The sequence below is a fragment of the Lacrimispora sp. genome (assembly GCF_046972725.1).
Taxonomy (GTDB): Bacteria; Bacillota; Clostridia; order Lachnospirales; family Lachnospiraceae; genus Lacrimispora.
In genome coordinates this window covers 790,903-806,163 of record NZ_JBKVXF010000002.1, presented here as the reverse complement: position 1 = coordinate 806,163, position 15,261 = coordinate 790,903, and the positions used below count along the sequence as shown (strand labels likewise).

At 46.8% G+C, this 15,261-nt stretch carries 18 protein-coding genes; all 18 read right to left on the bottom strand.

Annotated elements, in window-relative coordinates; genetic code table 11:
* Positions 1 to 8: 8 nt before the first annotated feature.
* The 18 genes from ACLTWA_RS12065 to ACLTWA_RS11980 all read right to left on the bottom strand — a co-directional run bounded on the left by ACLTWA_RS12065 (position 9) and on the right by ACLTWA_RS11980 (position 15,259).
* Positions 9 to 398 (bottom strand): bifunctional adenosylcobinamide kinase/adenosylcobinamide-phosphate guanylyltransferase, encoded by a 390-nt coding sequence (locus ACLTWA_RS12065; RefSeq protein WP_412328003.1) that lies wholly within the window; start codon positions 396 to 398, stop codon positions 9 to 11.
* Positions 399 to 418: 20 nt separating this feature from the next.
* The gene (locus ACLTWA_RS12060) at positions 419 to 1,216 is read right to left on the bottom strand and encodes an adenosylcobinamide-GDP ribazoletransferase (RefSeq protein ID WP_412328001.1); all 798 of its coding nucleotides are present in this window, start codon (positions 1,214 to 1,216) and stop codon (positions 419 to 421) included.
* Positions 1,217 to 1,385: 169 nt separating this feature from the next.
* Positions 1,386 to 2,582, bottom strand: a complete 1,197-nt coding sequence (hydF, locus tag ACLTWA_RS12055) for a [FeFe] hydrogenase H-cluster maturation GTPase HydF (RefSeq protein ID WP_412328000.1) — start codon at positions 2,580 to 2,582, stop codon at positions 1,386 to 1,388.
* Between the two features lie 30 nt (positions 2,583 to 2,612).
* Positions 2,613 to 4,028, bottom strand: coding sequence for a [FeFe] hydrogenase H-cluster radical SAM maturase HydG (hydG, locus tag ACLTWA_RS12050; RefSeq protein WP_412327998.1), 1,416 nt, complete (start codon positions 4,026 to 4,028; stop codon positions 2,613 to 2,615).
* 101 nt (positions 4,029 to 4,129) lie between these two features.
* Positions 4,130 to 4,381: a TM1266 family iron-only hydrogenase system putative regulator gene (locus tag ACLTWA_RS12045; protein ID WP_412327997.1), complete on the bottom strand. Its 252-nt coding sequence runs from the start codon at positions 4,379 to 4,381 to the stop codon at positions 4,130 to 4,132.
* A gap of 172 nt (positions 4,382 to 4,553) precedes the next feature.
* Complete coding sequence (locus ACLTWA_RS12040) at positions 4,554 to 5,102, bottom strand: bifunctional adenosylcobinamide kinase/adenosylcobinamide-phosphate guanylyltransferase (RefSeq protein ID WP_412327996.1); 549 nt, start codon at positions 5,100 to 5,102, stop codon at positions 4,554 to 4,556.
* A complete protein-coding gene (gene cobT, locus ACLTWA_RS12035; RefSeq protein ID WP_412327995.1) occupies positions 5,102 to 6,181 on the bottom strand; it encodes a nicotinate-nucleotide--dimethylbenzimidazole phosphoribosyltransferase in 1,080 nt (359 codons plus the stop codon). The genes ACLTWA_RS12040 and cobT overlap by 1 nt, the downstream gene beginning before the upstream one ends.
* Positions 6,174 to 6,728 (bottom strand): GNAT family N-acetyltransferase, encoded by a 555-nt coding sequence (locus tag ACLTWA_RS12030; protein ID WP_412327994.1) that lies wholly within the window; start codon positions 6,726 to 6,728, stop codon positions 6,174 to 6,176. The genes cobT and ACLTWA_RS12030 overlap by 8 nt, the downstream gene beginning before the upstream one ends.
* Positions 6,721 to 8,133 carry a cobyrinate a,c-diamide synthase gene (locus ACLTWA_RS12025; RefSeq protein WP_412327993.1) on the bottom strand — a complete coding sequence of 471 codons (1,413 nt, stop codon included), beginning with the start codon at positions 8,131 to 8,133 and terminating at the stop codon, positions 6,721 to 6,723. Before ACLTWA_RS12025 ends, ACLTWA_RS12030 begins: the two co-directional genes overlap by 8 nt.
* The gene (gene cbiT / locus ACLTWA_RS12020) at positions 8,126 to 8,698 is read right to left on the bottom strand and encodes a precorrin-6Y C5,15-methyltransferase (decarboxylating) subunit CbiT (RefSeq protein WP_412327992.1); all 573 of its coding nucleotides are present in this window, start codon (positions 8,696 to 8,698) and stop codon (positions 8,126 to 8,128) included. Before cbiT ends, ACLTWA_RS12025 begins: the two co-directional genes overlap by 8 nt.
* A 3-nt stretch (positions 8,699 to 8,701) precedes the next feature.
* Positions 8,702 to 10,159 carry a precorrin-6A reductase gene (gene cobK / locus ACLTWA_RS12015; protein WP_412327991.1) on the bottom strand — a complete coding sequence of 486 codons (1,458 nt, stop codon included), beginning with the start codon at positions 10,157 to 10,159 and terminating at the stop codon, positions 8,702 to 8,704.
* Complete coding sequence (gene cobJ, locus ACLTWA_RS12010) at positions 10,152 to 10,886, bottom strand: precorrin-3B C(17)-methyltransferase (protein ID WP_412327989.1); 735 nt, start codon at positions 10,884 to 10,886, stop codon at positions 10,152 to 10,154. Before cobJ ends, cobK begins: the two co-directional genes overlap by 8 nt.
* A complete protein-coding gene (locus ACLTWA_RS12005; RefSeq protein WP_412327988.1) occupies positions 10,883 to 11,920 on the bottom strand; it encodes a cobalt-precorrin 5A hydrolase in 1,038 nt (345 codons plus the stop codon). The genes cobJ and ACLTWA_RS12005 overlap by 4 nt, the downstream gene beginning before the upstream one ends.
* Positions 11,917 to 12,684: a precorrin-4 C(11)-methyltransferase gene (gene cobM / locus ACLTWA_RS12000; RefSeq protein WP_412327987.1), complete on the bottom strand. Its 768-nt coding sequence runs from the start codon at positions 12,682 to 12,684 to the stop codon at positions 11,917 to 11,919. Before cobM ends, ACLTWA_RS12005 begins: the two co-directional genes overlap by 4 nt.
* 2 nt (positions 12,685 to 12,686) lie before the next feature.
* Positions 12,687 to 13,364 (bottom strand): precorrin-2 C(20)-methyltransferase, encoded by a 678-nt coding sequence (gene cobI, locus ACLTWA_RS11995; RefSeq protein ID WP_412327986.1) that lies wholly within the window; start codon positions 13,362 to 13,364, stop codon positions 12,687 to 12,689.
* A 3-nt stretch (positions 13,365 to 13,367) separates the two neighbouring features.
* The gene (cbiD, locus tag ACLTWA_RS11990; RefSeq protein ID WP_412327984.1) at positions 13,368 to 14,561 is read right to left on the bottom strand and encodes a cobalt-precorrin-5B (C(1))-methyltransferase CbiD; all 1,194 of its coding nucleotides are present in this window, start codon (positions 14,559 to 14,561) and stop codon (positions 13,368 to 13,370) included.
* A 69-nt stretch (positions 14,562 to 14,630) separates the two neighbouring features.
* On the bottom strand, positions 14,631 to 14,870 hold the full coding sequence (locus ACLTWA_RS11985) for a small, acid-soluble spore protein, alpha/beta type (RefSeq protein WP_412328131.1): 240 nt from the start codon (positions 14,868 to 14,870) through the stop codon (positions 14,631 to 14,633).
* A 200-nt stretch (positions 14,871 to 15,070) separates the two neighbouring features.
* Positions 15,071 to 15,259, bottom strand: a complete 189-nt coding sequence (locus ACLTWA_RS11980; protein ID WP_412327983.1) for a PspC domain-containing protein — start codon at positions 15,257 to 15,259, stop codon at positions 15,071 to 15,073.
* Between the last annotated feature and the right edge of the window lie 2 nt (positions 15,260 to 15,261).

The following is a 15,261-nucleotide window of genomic DNA, read 5'->3' as shown; positions in this document are numbered from 1 at the left end:
CTTATATTCTATTTAATGCGGGAAGCAATGCCGCAAACCAGGCGGTAAACTTCTTCTGCTTTTTTCGCCAGTAAGACTGCGGACCTGCCGGATACCTCTCTCCACTCCCTGTCCTCTGGTTTTGCGGGAACGATCCCGCAGCCCAGTTCATTGGAGATGATGATTGCATCTTTATTCTCCTTTTCAATGGAAGCAATAAATTCCTCCACATGGTTCCCCTCTTTTAAGAGACGTTTGATGTACTCATGAAAATCATGAATAATGGGTCTTTTCATGGCTGCTTCAAAACTGTCGGTTCGTCCCTCTGCCACCTGTGGCATTTCATTGCCGGCTTTTGCGGAAAGTTCTTTTGCAAAGTCCAGTTTTCCCTGCCATGCTCCGCCGATAATCAGTATCATACAAAATCCTTTCTATTGTTCTATACAAAATGGGATACTGCTGCCAGACCAGCCACCAGTGCCAGCTCACACAGTTGAAGAAAATAACCGGCCAGATCCCCCGTAATTCCTCCGAATTCCCGTTTTGCCATGGTGTAATAATATATGTATACAAGAATTGATACCAGAAAGCTGACCGCTGCTGCAATAAATCCTCCCAGATACCAGATCAGCAGTTCTGCCGCAAGAACATATACCATCATAACGGTGCCAACCGTCCGCTTATGGGCTGCATTGGAAAAAGAGGCCGCAAGTCCGCTGTTCTTTGCCAGGGGAAAGGTGACTACGGCCAGACCGCTCAATGCCCGGGTCAACATAAATATCATACCGTAGGCAGGAATCATCCCCGGCTTCATTTCCCCAAAGGCCATTACATAAAGGAGAAGGTAAACACCGCCTCCGATCATGGCAAAGGCACCTGTATGCGGATCCTTCAGGATCTCCAGCTTCTTTTTTGTGTCCATATGGGAAGCTCTTGCATCGATCACATCCAAAAGTCCATCCATATGAATTCCTCCCGTAATAAGAACAGGAAGCACCACCGGAAAAAGCTGCCCAAAAAACGGAAACCCCAAAGCATCACTGAGCAAACGGACAGCCATCTGCAATAAGCCAATCACGGCTCCGATCAGGGGAAAAAAGCAAAGGGCATACTTCATCCGTTCCTTTGTCCATTCCACCTGCGGCATGGGGATGCGGGAATACATGGAGAATGCAATTACAAAGCTTCCCGGCAAATTTCTTTTTCCTGTTGATCCATCATGGTTTGAATCTTTCATTATCTCCTCCCGGAACTTTCCCTGACATACGAAAGTACTTTTAAAATATCATACCACATTTGTCAGAAAATGTCATTTCCATTCCAAAAACAAAGACCCGCATCCTGATTACGGATGCCGGCCTTGTTTTTCTGCATAACAGGAAGACATTCCTGCTTAAATGGTAAGGTTATGGTATCATACTGCTTAAATCCGGAAGCACCATAAGGCTTCTTTTTAAAATCCCCTTCATAAAGGCAATGGCAGTCCCATAATTCGTAAATGGGATTCCTGCATCTGCCGCACATTTTCTGCGGTATTCCATCTCTCTTTCATTGAGCATACAGCCGCCGCAGTGGATAATCAGACGGTAAGAGGAAAGTTCATCCGGAAATTCCCTTCCGGAGGTGGTTTCCACCACAAGATCTTTCTTTGTATACTCCTTCAGCCATCTGGGAAGCTTCACCGTTCCAATATCGTCACATTGCCTGTGATGGGTACAGCCTTCGGAAATCAAAATCTTATCTCCGTCTTCCAGTTTGGAGATGGCAGCTACCCCTTTGACAGCATCCTCTAAAAATCCTTTGTATCTGGCCATAAGTATGGAAAAGGAGGTAAGAAGAATGTCCTCGGGAGTATCTTTGTTCACTTGTTCAAACGCCTGGCTGTCCGTAATGACTAGTGCAGGTTTCGTACCAAGCCGTGCCAGAGTATCCTTTAATTCCGTATCCCGGACGGAGATCGCTACCGCACCGGCTTCAAGGATGTCACGAATGGTCTGCTGCTGGGGCAGTATGAGCCGTCCCTTTGGAGCGGCCTTATCAATGGGAATGACAAGCACGACCAGATCCAGGGGCTTTAATAAATCTCCTGCGATTCTCAGCTTTGTGTCACCGGTATTTACAAGTTTTCCGATCCGTTCCTTTAGTTCATGAATGAATAATCCTTCTTCCGCACTGACCGAAAGTCCATCCGGATAATCCTGCCTGCCGGTCAAATCACATTTGTTATAAGCGACTACATAAGGAATCTTCTTTTCTTTAAAGAGACGGATCAGTTCTTCATCTGCTTCTGTTTTTCCGGCAGTTCCGTCAACAACCAGGACCGCACAGTCCGCCCTGTTTAAAATCTGCTTTGTCTTTCTTACTCTCATTTCCCCTAAAGTGCCTTCATCGTCAAAGCCGGGGGTGTCAATGATCACGACAGGACCCATGGGAAGCAATTCCATGGACTTGTAGACCGGATCAGTGGTAGTTCCTTTTACATCTGATACAACGGAAAGCTCCTGGCCTGTCACTGCATTGACCACACTGGATTTTCCTGCATTTCGCCGGCCGAAAAAGCCGATGTGTACCCGTTCGGAGGATGGTGTTTCATTAAGTCCCATGCATATTACCTCATTTCATCAGTATAAGTGTCAGAATCGGAAATCCCGGATTCCTTCTTCGATCTTCTTTAAATGATCTTCACAGATCAGACGCACTTTTTCCTTCGGAATTCGGTCCAGTTCTGCTTCAATCAGGGCTTCTCCGACTTTAGCCGTCTCCTCAGAAGCATAATCCATCAAATATTCTTTCAGCGTCATAAGCGCATTTGGCTGACAGCAGTTATGGATCTGACCGCTCTTTAAAAGGCTCATGAAACGGTCTCCGGTCCTTCCTTCCCTGTAGCATGCCGTACAAAATGACGGGATATAACCAAGGTCCATGAGCCAGCGTACCACTTCATCAAGAGAGCGCTGATCGGATACGTCAAACTGCTCGGTATCTGTAGGACGTTCTTCTTCCTGATAGCCGCCTACGCTTGTCCTTGATGCACCGCTGACCTGGGATACTCCAAGACGAATTACCTTTTCTCTTACCTTCTGGCTCTCCCGGGTGGACACAATCATGCCGGTATAGGGAACCGAAACCCGGATCAGGGCACATAGTTTTGCAAATATCTCATCATCGATTCCGTTGGCAAATGCAGAAGGATCGATGTCATCAGCAGCCTTAATGCGGGGAACGCTGATGGTATGAGGACCTACACCATGAACTGCTTCCAGATGCTCCGCATGCATCAAAAGGCCTGCAAATTCATACCGATAACGCTCCAGGCCGAACAATACGCCCAGACCCACATCATCAACGCCGCCTTCCATGGCACGGTCCATGGCCTCGGTATGGTATGCGTAATCATGTTTGGGTCCGGTTGGATGAAGCTTCTCGTAGCTTTCCTTATGATACGTCTCCTGAAACAGTATGTAGGTTCCGATTCCGGCTTCTTTCAGTTTTCTGTAGTTTTCAACTGTAGTTGCCGCAATATTTACGTTTACTCTTCGGATCTCTCCGTTTTTATGCTTAATGGAATATATGGTATTGATGCATTCCAAAATGTATTCAATGGGATTATTGACAGGGTCTTCTCCTGCTTCAATCGCCAGACGCTTATGTCCCATATCCTGGAGGGCAATGACCTCTCTTTTGACTTCCTCCTGGGTAAGCTTCTTTCTTGCAATGTGCTTGTTCTTCATATGGTAAGGACAGTACGTACAGCCATTGACACAGTAATTGGACAGATAAAGGGGCGCAAACATAACGATTCTGTTACCGTAAAAATCTTTCTTGATCTGTTCTGCCAGATCATAAATCTGCTGAATCTTTTCGGGATTATCACAGGCAAGGAGCACGGAAGCCTCCCTGTGGGTCAGGCCCTTTAAAGTTCTTGCCTTTTCAATGAGCTGGTCAATGAGCTTTTCATCATTTTTGTTCTTTTCCGCATATTCCAGTGTTTCAAGAATTTCCTCGTGTGAAATAAATTCTTCCGCCTTCAGCGACTTTGGATCATACATAGTATTACTTCCTTTCTTTTGGGTCAGCAGCTGCTTCTCCGTCAGTGGTATATTATTTCATAAGACCTGCGCCTTTTGAAACATCTGTTTGATACATCACCTCATACATTGACTCCCTGGTATGCTGTCTTGGAACTGATTCCTTTCAGTTTCCCAATTTTTCCTGTCAGTGCAGAAATCGTAGTCTGGGGCGCATCTACCGCAATGCTTATGATGCACACACCTTTCTTTGGGTATGGAATTCCCATTCGTCCGATGATCGCGTGACGGTAATCATGAAGAATGTCATTGAGCAGCTCTACCGACTCCTCTTTCTCCACCACAATACCGATGACTGCAATTCTCGTCTCCATGCCTGTTCCTCCATTTCCTCTGTTATAACTGTGATCGTATGCAAAAGAAAAACCGCACCAAAAAAGGTACGGCAAATAAACTCATTCTTCAAATGCCGAACCTTCTGCCTCAAACATGGTTTTTGGTGTCAGGATACTGCTGGTTTAAGAATAGCACATTTGAGGATTTTTTTCAATTAATTCCTTTGATGAATATTGGGATTCCCGCAATTACTTCAACCACTTCATCCGCCAGGGAGGCAAGCTGCAGGTTGATCTGCCCAAGGACTTGCCGGTACTGATTGGTCTGACGGCTGTAGCTGTCTCCGTCAGAGAAAACCTCATTGGTGACGATTGTAACATTTTCTGCCTGATCCTTAAGCCTAATGACTCCAGCCATCACCTCATTCACGGTCTGTTCTGGAGAAAGAAGGTTCTCTCCCTTCTCCCCAAGGCCAAAAAGTTCATTGGACACCAGATTGGACATGCATTCCAAAAGAATCTCACATACTGCTCCATGCCCTTTGAAATCCAGATGTTTTAAATCCCGGTAACACTCCACCGTGTCAAATCTTTTACCCGCTCTCATCTGCTTATGCCGCAGAATCCGCTTTTCACATTCTTCATCCCAGGGTTTCATGGTTGCAATATAGAGCCGTTTTCCTTCTTTGCGGCTCATGATCCGGCCTTCCGCATATTCTGATTTTCCGCTCCCGCTTCCGCCGATTACCAGTGTAACCATTATCCGCCTCCCATCGGTTTATACTTTTCAATCTTTATATCCTCGAAGGAACTCATCTTCTGATAGATATCGGCTGCCATATCAAGAAGAGGAACCGCCGCTACGGCACCGCTTCCTTCTCCAAGGCAAAGGCCGGCCTGTATCAGAGGGGAAAGCCCCAGTTCATCAAGAAGCAGCCGTCCAGCCGGCTCTGCAGAGACATGGGACGCCAGCATAAATTGCCTGCAGCCCGGATAAATCCGTTCTGCGGTCAAAGCGGCAGCGGCAGAAATAAAGCCATCCACCAGTATGGGAATCCGGTAGACCGCACCGCCTAAGAAGATTCCCGTAAGTCCTGCTATGTCGAAGCCGCCTACCTTAGAAAGGATATCCACCCCATCCCGGCACAAGGGTTCATAGGTTTTCACAGCTTCCTTAATGACCTTTAATTTTCGTTTTAACCCTTCGTCGCTTAATCCAGCTCCCCTTCCTGTCAGAAGCTCCGGAGCCTTTTTCAGGAGCATGGAAGTAACGGCACTGCTGGTAGTCGTATTGCCGATTCCCATTTCTCCGGTGGCAATAAGGCTATACCCCTCTGATGCAAGCCGCTCCACAATTAAAATTCCTGTTTCTATTCCACAGATGGCCTCTTCTCTTGTCATGGCAGGTTCTCTGTAGAAATTTCTTGTTCCGTAAGCGATCTTTTTTCTAAGAAGAGGATAGCGGTCACCGGAGCTTAACTCTCTGGCAACACCGATATCCACCGGAAATACGTCCACTCCGGCTCTCTCAGCCATCATGCAGACGCTGCTGTTTCCATGGGTCATATTTTCAGTTACAACAGCTGTCACTTCCATTCCAGTCTGTGTGACTCCTTCTTCCACCACCCCGTTATCACCGCACATAATGACAAGGGCCCGTTTTCCAATCTCCACATTTGATGTCTTGTATATCCCTGCCATCTTTACTATGTCTTCTTCCAATGCTCCCAGACTGTTTAAGGGCTTTGCAACATTGCTCCAGCATACACGGGACATTTCCATCGCGTGCTCATCCAATGGGCGAATCTGCAGGAAGTATTTTTCCAGTTCTTTAATCATGGGGGTAATCCTTTCCGGAAAGGGACTTTTCATAAAGTTTAAACAAGGGAAGGCCGTATTCACCTAATCCCAGATCTGCATCCCCAACATACTCATAGCCCATCCGTTCATAAAGGCGGATGGCGGGTTCATTCTTTTCATAAACATCCAGACGAATCACCTTTTTTCCTTCTTCAATCGCCTTTTCTTCTGAAAATTCCAATAAACGTCTGCCAATGCCATACTTTGTATAATCCGGATGAACCATAAAAGTATGGATCACAGCCACTTCTTTTGGGTCTGCTTCAATCCTCCACGGAACGGAATCATATGCCTCTTCCTGTTTTTCATTGACAATGACTGAGCCTGCAATTGTCTTATTTATAAGGGCGGCATAAAGAGTCCCTTCTTTTATCCCCAGTTGGGCATCGGCACGGGTTGGATATACGCCCTTTTTCCAGCCCGGATAATTAACATGGCTTTCTGCATATTCTGCCACATGGTCATACAAAGCAGATATTTCATCAATATCCAAATCAGTTCCAGGTACTATTTTGAAATCATTCATCCCTCTGCTTCCTCCTTTTTTCCATTTGACACCTTTTACAAGCTTCTGTAAATCTTTCCGGCAATAAAGGATTGGAAGGATAATAAAAATGAGGAAATCCTGCAAACAGATTGTTCTCCCCGTGGACACATTCCCAGCTCTTTTGCCGTCCGGGCTTTACCGCCGCTAAGCAGTCACCGTTATTTTCACTGTCCCAATAATGAAATTCATGGCCTTTTATGGATTCTCCTTTTTTTAGTAAGAAATTATCTTCTTTGGAAAATGCCTCTATGTAGCCAAACCTTGACAGACGATTTGTGGGAAATGTCTTTCCTTTTATCACTCCAGCCATGGGATAAATCATGTGACCGTCTGTCTCCAATTCTTCATGAAGGTACATAAATCCTCCGCACTCTGCCAGGATGGGAACGGAATTTTGATGAGCATTCTGAATATCCAAAAGCATGGAGGTGTTTTCAGAAAGTTCCCTCCCGTACAGTTCCGGATACCCTCCGCCGAAAATCAGTCCGGACACTCCTTTTGGCAGTTTTTTATCATGCAGGGGAGAAAAAGGAACCAGCCTTGCGCCCATTTTCTCCAGAAGCTTTAGATTCTCCTGATAGTAAAAGCAAAAGGCTTCATCCTTTGCAATACCAATAAATACCTGTTCCTCTCCGTTTTCAGCTGTCATGTGCTGAAATTGGGATTGGTTGGCATTGACCCTTTCCAGGGGAGTTGACTGTTTTGCAAGAGCAAGAAGTCCGTCAATATCAATGGTTTTTTCCATGGTCTGAGCCAATCGGGAAAGCTGTTCCTTCAGCCCCTCTAACTCCCCCGGAAGCACCAGTCCCAGGTGGCGGCTGTCAAGCCGGCCTTCTTCGCATTCCGGTAAGTATCCGTAAACCCGTACCCCCAGTGCTTCCATCTCCGGTTCCAGACGCTTTGCCATGACTTCAGAGGTGCGGTTTAGTATCACTCCGGCTATGCGGCTGTGCTCCTTAAACTCCAAAAATCCTTTTACCACTGCCGCAAGGGAAAGACTGGCTCCTTTGCAATCCAGAATCAGGATTACGGGAGCATCAACGGCACCGGCCACATCATAGGAACTTGCCTCAGTGGTATTTCCTCCCACTCCGTCATAATATCCCATGACGCCCTCTATAATGGAAACCTCCGCTTCCCCGGCCAGTTCCATAAACTGGTCCTTTACCCTTTCTTTTCCCAGAAAGTAAGTATCCAGATTCCCTCCGTCAATGCCAAGAACGTGTTTGTGGAACATGGGATCAATAAAATCAGGACCGCATTTAAAGGAGCGGCAGGTGATTTTCCGGGTCACCAATGCGGTCAGCAGTCCGCAGGTGATCATGGTCTTCCCGCTTCCGCTTCTAGGAGCCGCCAGCAAAAGCCTGTGATAAGAATTACTCAAGATACTTTCCTCCTTTTCCCCCAAAGGAAATGACATACACCGGATTTTGTCCCATCATCAGATGGTAACTGCCGGCTGCCTTTCCTTTCGAGATCTGGACCTGAACGATCTCAGCAGGAATGGAATGTTTTTTCAGCCAGTGCAGGACTTCTGATATGGATTCCAGCGCAAGCACATTAATGACCACCCGGACAGCCGGATTTTTCTCTAAAACCAGATCCAGCACTTCTTCCATGGCTCCGGAGGTTCCTCCAAGAAACACATGGGTAGGTGCCTCCAATTGTGCAAGGGCCTCTGGGGCTGTTCCTTCCACCACGATCAGACGATCTGCAGAAAATTTTTCTTTATTGGCCTGAATTAATTCTATGGCTTCCGGCTTTTTTTCTATGGCATATACCCGGCCGGAAGGGACCATAAAGGACGCTTCCACAGAGACAGAACCGGTTCCCGCTCCCACATCATATAAAACGGAGCCGGGACTTAGTTCCAGCTTTGAAATGGAAACTGCACGCACCTCACTTTTGGTCATGGGCACCGTTCCTCTGATAAACCATTCATCTCTCATACACTACCTCTCAATCAGTACAGCCGATAAAACATCAAAGACCTGATCTTTCAAAGCCCCCGGAGTCCCAGTGGTGATCCGCTCATCCCAATAGGACAGCCGTTCCCCTACAGATAATCTTGCAGCCTCGAATCCGGATTCCATCAAACGGCTGCATAGATAACTCACCGTATGAGTCCCATCAAGCAATGCAAAGACCCTATGATATTGCTTAAGCTCCTCTGCTATGTCTCCTTCTCTTCCATGAAGACTTACCAGATGAACATCCTCCCAGCCAGTCTTCAATCTGGAACATAAATAGGATACGGAAGAAATTCCGGGAAGCACTTCGGTTTCATACATTTGTCCGTAGGGTTCTTTTAAAAAGGACCCGATCATCTTTTTGGCTCCGCTGTAAAAACCCGTGTCGCCGGAATACAAAATTCCTATGTGTTTATACTCCTTGTGTTCCTCCAGCCAGGGAAGGATATCTCTGCTTAGATACCAGGGAAGCTTCTTTTTATCGGTAAGCATATCTCCAGCATTTTGAAGCATACGCTCTGCGCCAAAGACTACATCACAGGATTTTAAGGCCTGAAGCGCCTGTCCTGTCATCTGTCCGGGGCCTCCCATTCCTGTTCCGATGAGGGTGACTTTCCGCTTTTGTGACTGTTCAGAGACAGAACGGTTATTCTCAGGTTCCATAATATCCGGTTTGTATTCCTCCAGAACCTTTTTTGCCTCTTCCGGTGTCATTCCCGTCTCATGGGCCGGACGTCCGACCACCACCGCTGTGATCCCGCATTCCGCAGCCGCACTCATCTTTTCTAAGAACCCTCCGGCATTGCCGGATTCTTTTGTTACCAGGTATCGGACTTCAAACTGCCGGATCATCGCTTCATTCATTTCCGCAGAAAACGGTCCCTGCATGCCGATGAGATGCTTTCCTTTGATTCCGGTTTCCTCACAGGCAGAGATTACGGATACCGAAGGCAGTACCCTGGCATAGACCCGCTCTTCAAAAGAATCCAGAGCAGTGAATTTGCTCAGTTCCTTGCTTCCCGTTGTCACAAGGATATTTCCTGATTTTCCGTACAGATACTGAACCGCTTCCTCCACCGATTCCACCCATACGGTATGTCCGTCCTCACTTACGGCTTCTTTATTTGTCAAAGACTCCCTTACCACCCGGATGCGTCTGACCCCTGTATGTTCACAGGCGTCTGCAATGTTCTTGCTGACCAAAGCAGCGTATGGATGGGTCGCATCAAAAACAAGAGTGATGTCATGATTCCGGATAAATTCCTTCATTTGTCCCTCATCCATGGGGGTCTCATGGATAAAAAGATAGGGGCTTTCCGGAAGGACCATCTTTCCGTATCCGGTAGCAACGCTGACCCACACAGGCTTTTTCTTATCGTGACAGTACTGCGCCAGAAGGCGTCCCTCTGTGGTCCCTCCAAAAATCAGAATCCTACTCATGTCTGTATCCTCTCGGTGTCACCATTCTTCCGCCGATTGTTCTGGTCATGGAGTTTCCGATATAAACCGTGGTGAACATATCTACAGAAGTATTCTTTAAAGTTTCCAGGGTCATGACCGCCATATCTTCCTCAGCCCGTCCAACATTTCTCGCAAGACCGCATACCGTTTCAGGAGCTTTGTATTCCAGCATTATTTCGCAGGCCCTTTTTAGATAATCGGCTCTTTTTTTGCTGGATGGATTGTAAAGACAGATCACCATGTCCGCTTTTGCAGACATGCTCAGTCTTTCTTCGATTAATTCCATGGGAGTGAGCAGATCACTTAAGCTGATAACTGCAAAATCATGGCCAAGGGGCGCTCCAAGAAGCGCTCCTCCGCTCAGCGCGGCAGTAACACCTGGAATGATCTCAATATCCACGTCTATATCTGCCAGTTCAAGAATCAGGCCGCTCATACCGTATACTCCAGAATCACCACTGCATACCATGGAAACCGTCTTTCCCTTTCCGGCCTCCAAAAGCGCCATCTGACACCGTTCCTGTTCTTTTCTCATAGGTGTCGTAAGCATCTCCTTATCCGGGAAATGCTCTCTTATCAAATCTATGTACACGGTATACCCTACAATAAGTTCACTGTCTTTGAGCGCATTGATGGCTCTTATAGTCATGTCTTCGTAAGAACCGGGACCGATTCCTACCACATATAGTTTACCTGTTTTATTCATACCATTACCTTCCAATCCCGGACAGCCACAGCCACTGTGACACCGTTTATTGCCTGCTTTTTTACCAGAAGCGTACCGCCGCCTAATTCTTTTACGCAGACAGTGGCTGCCCGTTCGCATACGTTATCAACACCTGTAATCTGCTTTACAAAAGAGGAAGCAGAAAATTCACCTTTTGCTGCACAAAGGACATCCGCCGGATAGGTCACAAAGGGGATCCCATTAATGGCTGCAAATTTACAGATTCCTGCTTCTTCTTTCTTTATATCAATGCTGGCGCATACCGCCAGACTTTCTTTGCTTATGTTCCATTGGTCTAATACCTGGTCTACGGCAGCTGAAATTGTGGGTTCATCAACTCCCTTTCTGCAGCCAATCCCTAAAACCACGATACGCGGAACCAGCCTTAAACTGTGTTTTCTTTCTTCCTCCGGTTTATCCTTGATCGTGATATAGAGGTCAGCCGTACCAGGCTGGTTTATTAACAGTTCTTCCGGCAAGTTTCCTTCTATAGGATAATCACTGTAAAATCCCACTGTCCCTCCATGCAAAACAGCAGAAGAGATGTCTTTGATCTTATGGATTTGGGTGATAAAGAGTCCGTGTTCTTTGGCAAAAAGATCTACTGCAAATTTCCCGTGGTTATCGGTAGCCGTGGTAATGACTGGCTGGGCCCCTGTAATTTTTGCGGCACGGTTTGCCAGCTCATTAGCCCCTCCTAAATGGCCGGATAACAGGGAGATAGAAAAACGTCCCATATCATCAAGAACCACCACCGCCGGATCCTTTTCTTTTCCCTTCAAAAAGGGAGCGATTGCACGGACCGCAATCCCTGCTGCTCCGATAAAAAAGATGCCTTCCTTCTTATAAAACTGTTCTTTTGTCCATTCTCTCAAGGAAGTCTGTACCGGAAAAAGGCCCTTATTATCAGGCCCAAATCCTTCACATTCATCCCCGGCTTTCGTCAGCCCGGCCATAAGCGTTCGGCAAAGTCCGGCTCCGGCTTCCGTAAAACAGATTATGGAGATCTTCATGACAGTTCACCAGTTCCTTTTCGGTACTCTGTGGTAAAATCCGGATCATAAAGCCTGGACCGTTCGTACGCATTCTGCGACACGGCATTGCCCACGATGATCAATGCCGTCTTTTTGATGTTATAACGCTCAGCACTTTCATTTAAAGTTTCCACCGTACAGACAACCGTCTTTTCTTCTTCCCAGGTCGCTTTATAAACAATTGCTGCCGGAGTTTCAGGAACATAACCGCCTTTGATCAATTCTTCTGACAGAGACTTTAACATGCCGGTGCTTAAGAAAATCACCATAGTCGCCCCATGGGAAGCAAAGGATGCGATGGATTCTTTCTCCGGCACCGGCGTTCTGCCTGCCATACGGGTTATGACAACACTCTGGCTTACATCAGGAAGGGTATATTCCATCTTAAGTGCAGATGCCGCTCCGCAAAAAGAGCTGACTCCCGGGCAAACCTCATAGGAAATCCCTCTTTCATCAAGCTGGTCCATCTGCTCCCTGATGGCACCGTAAAGACAGGGATCACCGGTATGAAGCCTGACTGTCATCTTTTGATTTGCTTCTGCCTTTTCTATTACAGAAATCACTTCTTCCAAGGTCATACGGGCACTGTCATAGACCAGACAGCCGTCCTTTTTATAATCCAGCAGCAGCGGATTGACCAGTGAACCGGCATAGATAATGACATCCGCCTTTGATAACAGTTCTTTACCTCTCATTGTAATTAAGTCCGGTGCTCCCGGACCGGCTCCTACGATATGTACCATTTCTACCTCACAATCAATAATGAATAATAGCCCGCAGTATCCGGAATCTCTTCTAAAGAATGGTAAATCCTCTCCTCGGGCATTCCGCAGTTTTCTACCATCACCGCCTGCAGCCCAAAGTTCCGGATCTCTTCCTTTACCGCCTTCATCTGACGGCCTGCCTTCATCAGTACTTTTACACCGGACAGCTTTAATGCATCGGATATCTGATAAGATGCAGGAATGATATGCAGTTCCTCCGCTCCGGTTACCAAAGGAATATTAAGTCTGGCTGCTACCGCACAAAAGGATGGGATTCCGCTTTCCAATCTGGTCTCATAGCCTTCCTTTTCCACCCGTTCTGCCAAATAGGCAAAGGTGGAATAAATGCTCACATCTCCAAGGGTGATAAAGCCCACGTCTTCCCCTCCTGCCAAATATTCCATTACGGTCTTTGCCGCTTCGTCATGGCTTTTATTTAAGACCTCCTGGTCTTTTACCATGGGCATATGTAAATAAAGACATTTTTTTTCTTCTATCTCAGGCACTGCCTGAACGGCAATCTGATATGCCGTACATAACGCTTTCTCTTTATGAGGAATGGCAATCACGTTCAATTCCCTGATTCTCCTGACTGCTTTTAACGTCATAAACTCCGGATCACCGGGTCCGACTCCGATTCCATACATGATCCCTGCCATGTCTTATCCTCCTGTAATTTCCCTGTGGGTGGCTCCCTTTGCAAAAAGACGGATCAGCTCCTCTGCTCCTTCGCTCATTCCAAGTATCCCATTTGCAGTGGAAAAAGTAACCACTTCCACACGTTTTCCGCCGCTCCATTGAGCCGTATAGTTCTGAATCCGATGGACCGCCTCTTCCATGACAGGCTCCAATATGCCCTGTTCCTTTAATATTCCGGCAGCTTCCTCCATGGTATTGGCATTTAAAATGGTAAGCTTTAACTCTTCCCGGTCTTTTCTCACTGCAGTAACACAATCCCATAGAATCTCCATGCGCCGGTCTCCGTATTTGGAATGCGTGTTATAAACACCGCCTGCAACCTTAATTAGCTTCCCGATATGCCCTGCAAACAGAATCTTGTCAAAGCCTTCTGCTCCGGCCATACCAAAAGCGTCTCCGATAAAATTGCTGCAGGTGACTCCTTCCTTCATGGAAAGGGAAAGTGTCTCTTTAATAAATGCTTCCCCATAATTGCCGGGGGTTAAAATAACCCGTTTATCCCCCGCTACCGCCTTCATATGAAGTTCCAGGCGTATGGTGGCAGTAAGTGCCTCTTCGCTCATTGGTTTCACGATTCCCGTCGTTCCAAGAACCGACAGTCCCCCTTCAATTCCAAGCTTTGAATTAAAGGTTTTTTCTGCCAGCTTTTTTCCCTCAGGCATGGAGATGGAGATTCTTAAGGGGCCTTCATACCCGGCTTCTCTCCGCGCCTCTTCGACACTCTGAAATATCATAATCCTTGGCACCGGGTTAATGGCCGGCATTCCTACCGGACAGGACAGCCCCGGCCTAGTCACCCAGCCAATTCCTTCCCCGGCAGTTAAGAACAGGGGGCTGCTCCCGCCCTCTCCGTCATAGCGGTAACAAGTCTTTAATGCTTCTGCCTCATCGCCGTCAAAATACTGGACAGCGGCAAAAACCAGGGCCTTGTCCGTTACATCAGGGTCATCTCCTGCGTCTTTTTGTACGGCACATGAGGCTTCCTGTTTTTTTATGACAACATGAAAAAGGGGCAGATCGGCTTCCGTCCCTTTTGGTGTCACAAGCTTCATATGTTTTAAATGATTTCCGGCAAGGAGCATGGCTGTTGCTGCCTTAGCCGCAGCCGCAGCACATGTCCCCGTGGTAAATCCGCTTCTTAATTGGTATTTTTCCATAATTTATCCTCTACGATGTACATTATAAAAGATTTTGGCTTATGGCGCAAGGACATTCCTGCTTTTTGCCTAGACCTCTTCTTTTTCCAACGCTTCTTTTTTCAGTTCTCTTTTTCTTTTTGTAATCAGGCCGCCGATCCGGCCGCTCTCTTTTGCAGTAAGGCTCCGCCAGCCGCCGCTTATCACTTTATCACCAAGTCCCAGCTCTGTAGCTATCTCAAATTTAAGTACTTCCTCCGGTTTCATATTGCGTGGGTCGAAGGGTTCATTCTTTTTTCCTTTTGGCATCTTTTCCATCTCCTTTCTCAAACTGGGGTGTATTTGAAGACCGCTTGTTTTAAGAAGCGGGTCACAGGTTACAGATAACCGCAATGAATTTTCATACACGCCCTGGTGAAAGTATAACCGCTGAAAATAGAATTAAACGTCAAAAGGGGTATGGAATTTCAAAAAGCAGGGTATCATGAATTTCAATTCCATGACACCCTGCTTTTCTTTCAATACTCTGTTTATCTTCTTGGAATGATTACCGCTGCGATGATATATGCTAAAATCCCAGGGCCTGAACAGGTAAGAAGCACCCACAGAAGACGGATGATCGTTGCATCTACATTAAAGTATTCTGCAATTCCGCCGCATACCCCGCAAAGCATTTTGTCTGTTTCGGAACGGTATAACCGTTTCTGATTGTTATCCATTT

What these genes read in the sequence shown, in the direction of transcription:
- ACLTWA_RS12065 (WP_412328003.1), bottom strand. Translation starts at nt 398, where the DNA reads ATGATACTGATTATCGGCGGAGCATGGCAGGGAAAACTGGACTTTGCA.
- ACLTWA_RS12060 (WP_412328001.1), bottom strand. Translation starts at nt 1,216, where the DNA reads ATGAAAGATTCAAACCATGATGGATCAACAGGAAAAAGAAATTTGCCG.
- hydF (WP_412328000.1), bottom strand. Translation starts at nt 2,582, where the DNA reads ATGGGACTTAATGAAACACCATCCTCCGAACGGGTACACATCGGCTTT.
- hydG (WP_412327998.1), bottom strand. Translation starts at nt 4,028, where the DNA reads ATGTATGATCCAAAGTCGCTGAAGGCGGAAGAATTTATTTCACACGAG.
- ACLTWA_RS12045 (WP_412327997.1), bottom strand. Translation starts at nt 4,381, where the DNA reads ATGGAGACGAGAATTGCAGTCATCGGTATTGTGGTGGAGAAAGAGGAG.
- ACLTWA_RS12040 (WP_412327996.1), bottom strand. Translation starts at nt 5,102, where the DNA reads ATGGTTACACTGGTAATCGGCGGAAGCGGGAGCGGAAAATCAGAATAT.
- cobT (WP_412327995.1), bottom strand. Translation starts at nt 6,181, where the DNA reads ATGATTAAAGAACTGGAAAAATACTTCCTGCAGATTCGCCCATTGGAT.
- ACLTWA_RS12030 (WP_412327994.1), bottom strand. Translation starts at nt 6,728, where the DNA reads ATGAATGATTTCAAAATAGTACCTGGAACTGATTTGGATATTGATGAA.
- cbiT (WP_412327992.1), bottom strand. Translation starts at nt 8,698, where the DNA reads ATGAGAGATGAATGGTTTATCAGAGGAACGGTGCCCATGACCAAAAGT.
- cobK (WP_412327991.1), bottom strand. Translation starts at nt 10,159, where the DNA reads ATGAGTAGGATTCTGATTTTTGGAGGGACCACAGAGGGACGCCTTCTG.
- cobJ (WP_412327989.1), bottom strand. Translation starts at nt 10,886, where the DNA reads ATGAATAAAACAGGTAAACTATATGTGGTAGGAATCGGTCCCGGTTCT.
- ACLTWA_RS12005 (WP_412327988.1), bottom strand. Translation starts at nt 11,920, where the DNA reads ATGAAGATCTCCATAATCTGTTTTACGGAAGCCGGAGCCGGACTTTGC.
- cobM (WP_412327987.1), bottom strand. Translation starts at nt 12,684, where the DNA reads ATGGTACATATCGTAGGAGCCGGTCCGGGAGCACCGGACTTAATTACA.
- cobI (WP_412327986.1), bottom strand. Translation starts at nt 13,364, where the DNA reads ATGGCAGGGATCATGTATGGAATCGGAGTCGGACCCGGTGATCCGGAG.
- cbiD (WP_412327984.1), bottom strand. Translation starts at nt 14,561, where the DNA reads ATGGAAAAATACCAATTAAGAAGCGGATTTACCACGGGGACATGTGCT.
- ACLTWA_RS11980 (WP_412327983.1), bottom strand. Translation starts at nt 15,259, where the DNA reads ATGGATAACAATCAGAAACGGTTATACCGTTCCGAAACAGACAAAATG.